Source organism: Mesorhizobium sp. M2C.T.Ca.TU.002.02.1.1 (assembly GCF_003997225.1).
The window spans coordinates 1-5,276 of the sequence record NZ_RZTO01000429.1 but is presented as its reverse complement, the minus strand read 5'-3'; the positions used below and the strand labels follow the sequence as shown (position 1 = coordinate 5,276).

Sequence of the window (5,276 nt, the reverse complement as noted above, 5' to 3'; positions counted from 1 at the left end):
AGGCTAGCGGGCATGAAATGGCCCTTGCGGTTGGCAACCCGCCGCCAGGCGGTCTCGCGATCGATCTTCAGATAGAGGAAGATGATCTCCGGACAAAAGCGGCTCAGCCGGTCGCGATAGGTCCGCTTTAGCGCCGAGCAGGCCGCCACCGCTTTGCGTTTGCCCGCAACCGAGGCCGCGATGTGCTCGCCTATGGCGTCGAGCCAGCCCTCGCGCAGCGCATCCGTCAGCGGCTCGCCGCGTGCCATGCGCGCCACGTTCTCCGGCGGATGCAGCCGGTCTCCTTCGATGAAGCCGGCGCCGAGCGCTCCGGCGAGCGCCTCGCCGACCGCCGTCTTGCCGCAACCGGCAACACCCATCACGACGACGGCCGGCGCGGTCCGAAGATCGTTCATGCGAAGCTCCGGGATCTGCGGTCTTGCGCTTGCCTCATCCACGGTCAGCGGCTTGCCGGCGCGCGCCCGTAGAGCAGAAGCATGGCGACGATGACGACGCCATAGATGATCTGCCGTCCGGCCTCGGGCATCTGCATGACCGAGAGAATCGACTGCAGCAGCGTGATCAGGATCACGCCGGCCACCGTGCCGAGATAGGAGCCGCGCCCACCCAGGATCGACGTGCCGCCGAGCACGACGGCGGCGATCGACGGCAGCAGATAGGCATCGCCCATGGACTGCGCCGCCTTCGATGCATAGCCCGCCAGAAGCACGCCGCCAAAGGCGGACAGCCCGCCGGAAACGGCGAAGGCGATCATCACGATGCGGCGCGTGTCGATGCCGGAAAGATAGGCGGCGCGCTCGCGGTTGCCGATGCCGTAGACGGCCCGGCCGAAGCTGGTGCGGGTCAAGACGAAGACCATCGCGGCGCCGATCAGCGCCCAGATGATGACGGCATTGGGAACGCCTGGAATGGTGAAGCCCGTCGCCAGATAGCGCATCGCCGCCGTCGCCGAATCCTGTGGCGAGAAACCGCCGGTGTAGACCACCATCAGGCCTTGCGCGACGGCGTTGGTGGCCAAGGTGATGATCATCGAGGGAATGCGCAGATAGGCGACACCGATGCCGTTGACGATGCCGATCGCCACACCGCACAGCACGCCGAAGGGAATGGCCAAAGCGATGCCGGCCGGCCCGTAGGCGGCCGCAGCGCAAGCCATCATGGCGCCTGCGGCGACGGACCACGGCACGGAAAGATCGATCTGGCCGAGCAGGATGACCAGCATCATTCCGGTGGCGATGACGCCGAGGAAGGACGCGACCTTCAACTGCTGCAGCAGATATTCCGGCGACAGGAAGCTGCGCGAATAGAGGCTGCCGAGCAAAAGCAGGATGACGATGCAGGCGAAGGCCGTGAGCACCGCCGGGTCGGCGCGGCGCAGAAACTTGGGCATGCGGCCGGCAATACCGAGTGTCGTTTCGCTCACAGGAACCACTCCAGCCGGTTGCGCACTCTGAACAGCGCGAAAGCGCCGAGGCTGACCGCGATCAGCAGGATAACGCCCTGGAACAGCGGCTGCCAGAGCGGATCGAAGTCGAAGACGAACAACAGGTCGCCGATGGTGCGGAAGGCGAGCGCGCCGAAGATCGCGCCGATGGCGCTGCCCTTGCCGCCGAACAGCGAGACGCCGCCGAGCACGACCGCCGCGATCGAGAACAGCGTGTAGGAATTGCCGCTCGCATAGGCCGCCTCGCCCGTATAGGTGAAGAAGGTGAGGAACAGGCCGCCGACCGAGGCCAGCACGCCGGCCAGCGCATAGGCGATGAACTTGCCGCGCCGGATCGGCACGCCCGACATATAGGCAGCCGTTTCGGACGAGCCCGCGGCGTAAGCCGCGCGGCCGAATTCCGAACGGCTGAATGGCACCCAGACGACCAGCACGACGACGAGCAGCGCGACCAGCGAGGTCGGGATCACGTCGAAAAGCTTTCCCGTCAGCGCGTCGGCCAGGTCTTCATTGACCGATCCGCCCGGAAACGGCCGCAGCAGGAGCCCGATGCCGTAGTAGACAGCGCCGGTGGCGATCGTGGCGACGATCGGCTGCAGCCGACCATAGATGACGATGGCGCCGTTGATCGCCCCGCAGACCAGTCCCGCAGCGAGGACCGCGATCACGCCGAGCGTCGTCTCCAGCGGCGTGCCGACCACCAGCCAGGACGCCAGGCAATTGGTGAGAAGCAGGATCATGCCGACCGACAGGTCGATGCCGGCGGTGATCACCACCAGCGTCTGCGCCATGGCGACGAAGGCCAGGAGCACGCCCTTGTTGGCGGCCGTCTGCACGACATTGGCGGTGAACCCCGCGGGATGGTTCGTCGTGTAGATGATGAACATGACGATGAAGATGCCGAGCGCCAGCAGCGTTCCGCGCTGCTCGGCCAGTAAGTAGCGCCAGTCCTTCACGCGCCCGCTCCCTGCTTCATGTCGGCGCCTTCGCCATGGATATTGAGCGCGCTGGCGATCAGCGCGTGCTCGGTGATGTCGGCGCCGACGAGCTCGCGCTTGACGCTGCCGTCATAGAGCACGAGCACGCGGTCGCAGCAGCCGATCAGTTCGTCATAGTCGGTCGAATAGAACAGGATCGCGGCGCCTTGATCCGCCAGCTTGCGCATCAATTGGTAGATTTCCTGCTTGGTGCCGACATCGATGCCGCGCGTCGGGTCGTTGAGCAGGATGATGCGCGGTTGCCGCATCAGCCATTTGGCGATGACGACCTTCTGCTGGTTGCCGCCCGAGAGCGCGCCGACGGGAATGTCGAGCCCCGCCGTCTTGATCGCCAGCAGCCCGACCATGTCGTCGATCAGGCGCTGTTCGGCGGCGCGATCGATGATGCCGCCCTTGGCCAGCCGGTCGAGCGCCGCGAAGGAGAGGTTTTCGCGCACCGTCATCGGCAGCATCAGCCCCTCGGTCTTGCGATCCTCGGGGATCAGCGCCATGCCGATGCCGTCGTCGCTGGCTGCCTTCGGACTGGAGATGGAAGCCTGCTTGCCATCGATCAGCACCTCGCCGCGCAGGCCGCGCAGCACGCCGAAAAAGGCAAGCAGCAATTCGCGCTGGCCCTGCCCGTCGAGGCCGCCCAGGCCGACGACTTCGCCGGCCCTGACGCTCAGCGAAATATTGTCGAGCCGGTCGGCCCAGGAGAGATTGCGCGCCTCGAGCACCGGCGTGGCAGCCGGTGCGGCAGCGGGTTTCGGCGGGAAGATGTGGCTGTATTCGCGGCCGATCATGAGCTCGACCACCTCATTGTCGCTTTTGGTTCCGGCCTTGTAGCTCGCGACATTGCGGCCGTTGCGGAAGACAGTGCAGTGATCGGCCAATTCGGCGATCTCGTTCATGCGGTGCGAGATGTAGAGCAGCGCCAGTCCTTCCGAGCGCAGCCGCTTCAGCACCTCGAAGACCTTGGCGACATCCGCCGCCGTCAGCGCCGAGGTCGCTTCGTCGAGGATCAGGATGCGCGGCTTGCGGGCCAGCGCCTTGGCGATCTCCACCATCTGCCGGCGCGACAGCGGCAGGTCCTTGACCAGGGCGCGGGGATGGATGTCGGAGGCGCCCGCGCGGGCGAGAGCCTCTTCCGCTATCTTCCGCTGCGCCTTGCGGTCGATCATGCCGAAGCGCTTCGGTGGATCGGAAATGACGATGTTGTCGGCGACGCTCAATTCCGGGATGAGCGACAGTTCCTGGAAGATGCAGACGATGCCGGCCTGGTTGGCGGCGGCCGGCGAGGCGAAACTCACCTCGCGCCCGTCCAGCGTCATGCGGCCTTCGTCGGGCGCCACGACGCCCGCCATGGTCTTGATCAGCGTAGACTTGCCGGCGCCGTTCTCACCGAGAATGGCGTGGATGCTGCCGGCGGTGACTTCAAGATCGGCCTTTTCCAAGGCTCTGACGCCGCCATAGCGCTTGGATATGCCTTCCATGCGGAAGAGCGGAACCGCACCGTCCATTGAGCCTCCAGGTAATATCTGCATGAAGCGGCGCCGCGGCTGATCCGCGGCGCCAAGCCATCGATTTGGAAGCTTACTGGTCCGCCTTGGTCTGGCCCATGATTTCCTGCGCGCTGAAATTGATGCCGCAGGTCGGGAAGGAATTGCCGACGAAGAAGTTGTCGGATTCCTTCGGGAAGTAGTCGGTCCCTTCCTTCATGTCCGGATCCGAGGCGATCGCCAGCGGCAGTTTCACTTCCTGCGGCACCACCTCGCCTTCCAGCGCCGCGATCGCGGTCTTGATGGCCACCGCGACCTGCGCCGGACCGGAGCCGGCCGAAGTGCATTTCAGCCCATCGGCCGAATGCTGGGCGCAGAATTTGCGGAAGCCGTTCTCGGTCTCGCCGCCGAACGGCACGAAAGGATGCTTGGCGTCGATCATCGCCTGCACGATGCCGGTGTCGCCGCCCTGGCCGGTGATGCCGTCGAACGGGCCGTTGGTCGCGATGGCGTCGGCGGTCACTTTCTGCGCCACGCCGTCATCCCATTTGCCGGCCACTTCGGTGACGTCCCACTTCTTGCCGGAAGCATCCAGCACCTCATGGATGCCGTTGTGGCGGTCGGTGTCGACCGAGGTGCCGGCGACGCCGCGCACTTCGAGGATCTTGCCGCCGTTCGGCACTTTCTCAACCAGCCACTTGGCCCACAACTCGCCGAGACCCTTCTGGTCGACATTGACGTTGATGGCATCCTTGGTGTCGAGGATGTTGTCGAAGGCGACCAGCACGATGCCGGCTTCCTTGGCGCGCTTGATGACCGGGCCGAAGGCGGTCGGGTTCTGCGCGTCGGTGACGATCGCGTCATAGCCGGAATCGATGAAGTTGTTGATCGCCGAGATCTGCGCCGGCACGTCCTCGCCGGTCGAGACCACCTTGAATTCCTTGATCTTGGCCTTCACGTCCGGCTGCGCCGCATAGGCCTTTGCCGTCTGCACCATCTGGATGCGCCAGGTGTTGGCGATATAGCCGTTGGAGAAGGCGATGCGGAACGGACCTTCCTTCTTGGGATATTTGAAGAATTTGGTGTCCGCCGACCACGGCGCGAAGCAATCCGGCTGCGCGGCGGGACCGGAGACGACTTCCGGTCCGGCGGCCATTGCGGCCGAATGGAGCATGACGAATGCAGTGGCGGCAGCGACGCCGCCAACGAGTGACTTGATCATCGGTATTCCTCCCAATTGTAGATCAGCTGAACTGTGAAGTCCTGATGCTGTCGGCGGCACCCTCCTGCCCGACCGAAGCACGTGCCGGGCGATGTGAGTCGCCCTGCTTTCTCCTCTCCCCTCGCCCTCCGGGG

General features: G+C 65.2%; 5 protein-coding genes. All 5 read right to left on the bottom strand.

The window, feature by feature from the left end; translation table 11 throughout:
- On the bottom strand, positions 1 to 395 hold a 395-nt coding region (locus EOD07_RS21290; RefSeq protein ID WP_245470361.1), incomplete at its 3' end, for a gluconokinase.
- Positions 396 to 439: 44 nt separating this feature from the next.
- Positions 440 to 1,423, bottom strand: coding sequence for an ABC transporter permease (locus tag EOD07_RS21285; RefSeq protein ID WP_127236865.1), 984 nt, complete (start codon positions 1,421 to 1,423; stop codon positions 440 to 442).
- The gene (locus EOD07_RS21280; protein ID WP_040984129.1) at positions 1,420 to 2,400 is read right to left on the bottom strand and encodes an ABC transporter permease; all 981 of its coding nucleotides are present in this window, start codon (positions 2,398 to 2,400) and stop codon (positions 1,420 to 1,422) included. The genes EOD07_RS21285 and EOD07_RS21280 overlap by 4 nt, the downstream gene beginning before the upstream one ends.
- The gene (locus tag EOD07_RS21275) at positions 2,397 to 3,941 is read right to left on the bottom strand and encodes a sugar ABC transporter ATP-binding protein (RefSeq protein WP_127236864.1); all 1,545 of its coding nucleotides are present in this window, start codon (positions 3,939 to 3,941) and stop codon (positions 2,397 to 2,399) included. The genes EOD07_RS21280 and EOD07_RS21275 overlap by 4 nt, the downstream gene beginning before the upstream one ends.
- A 73-nt stretch (positions 3,942 to 4,014) precedes the next feature.
- Positions 4,015 to 5,142 carry a sugar ABC transporter substrate-binding protein gene (locus EOD07_RS21270; protein ID WP_127236863.1) on the bottom strand — a complete coding sequence of 376 codons (1,128 nt, stop codon included), beginning with the start codon at positions 5,140 to 5,142 and terminating at the stop codon, positions 4,015 to 4,017.
- Between the last annotated feature and the right edge of the window lie 134 nt (positions 5,143 to 5,276).

Excerpts from the sequence above, each read along its gene's own strand:
- EOD07_RS21275 (WP_127236864.1), bottom strand. The coding sequence starts at position 3,941 with ATGGACGGTGCGGTTCCGCTCTTCCGCATGGAAGGCATATCCAAGCGC.
- EOD07_RS21270 (WP_127236863.1), bottom strand. The coding sequence starts at position 5,142 with ATGATCAAGTCACTCGTTGGCGGCGTCGCTGCCGCCACTGCATTCGTC.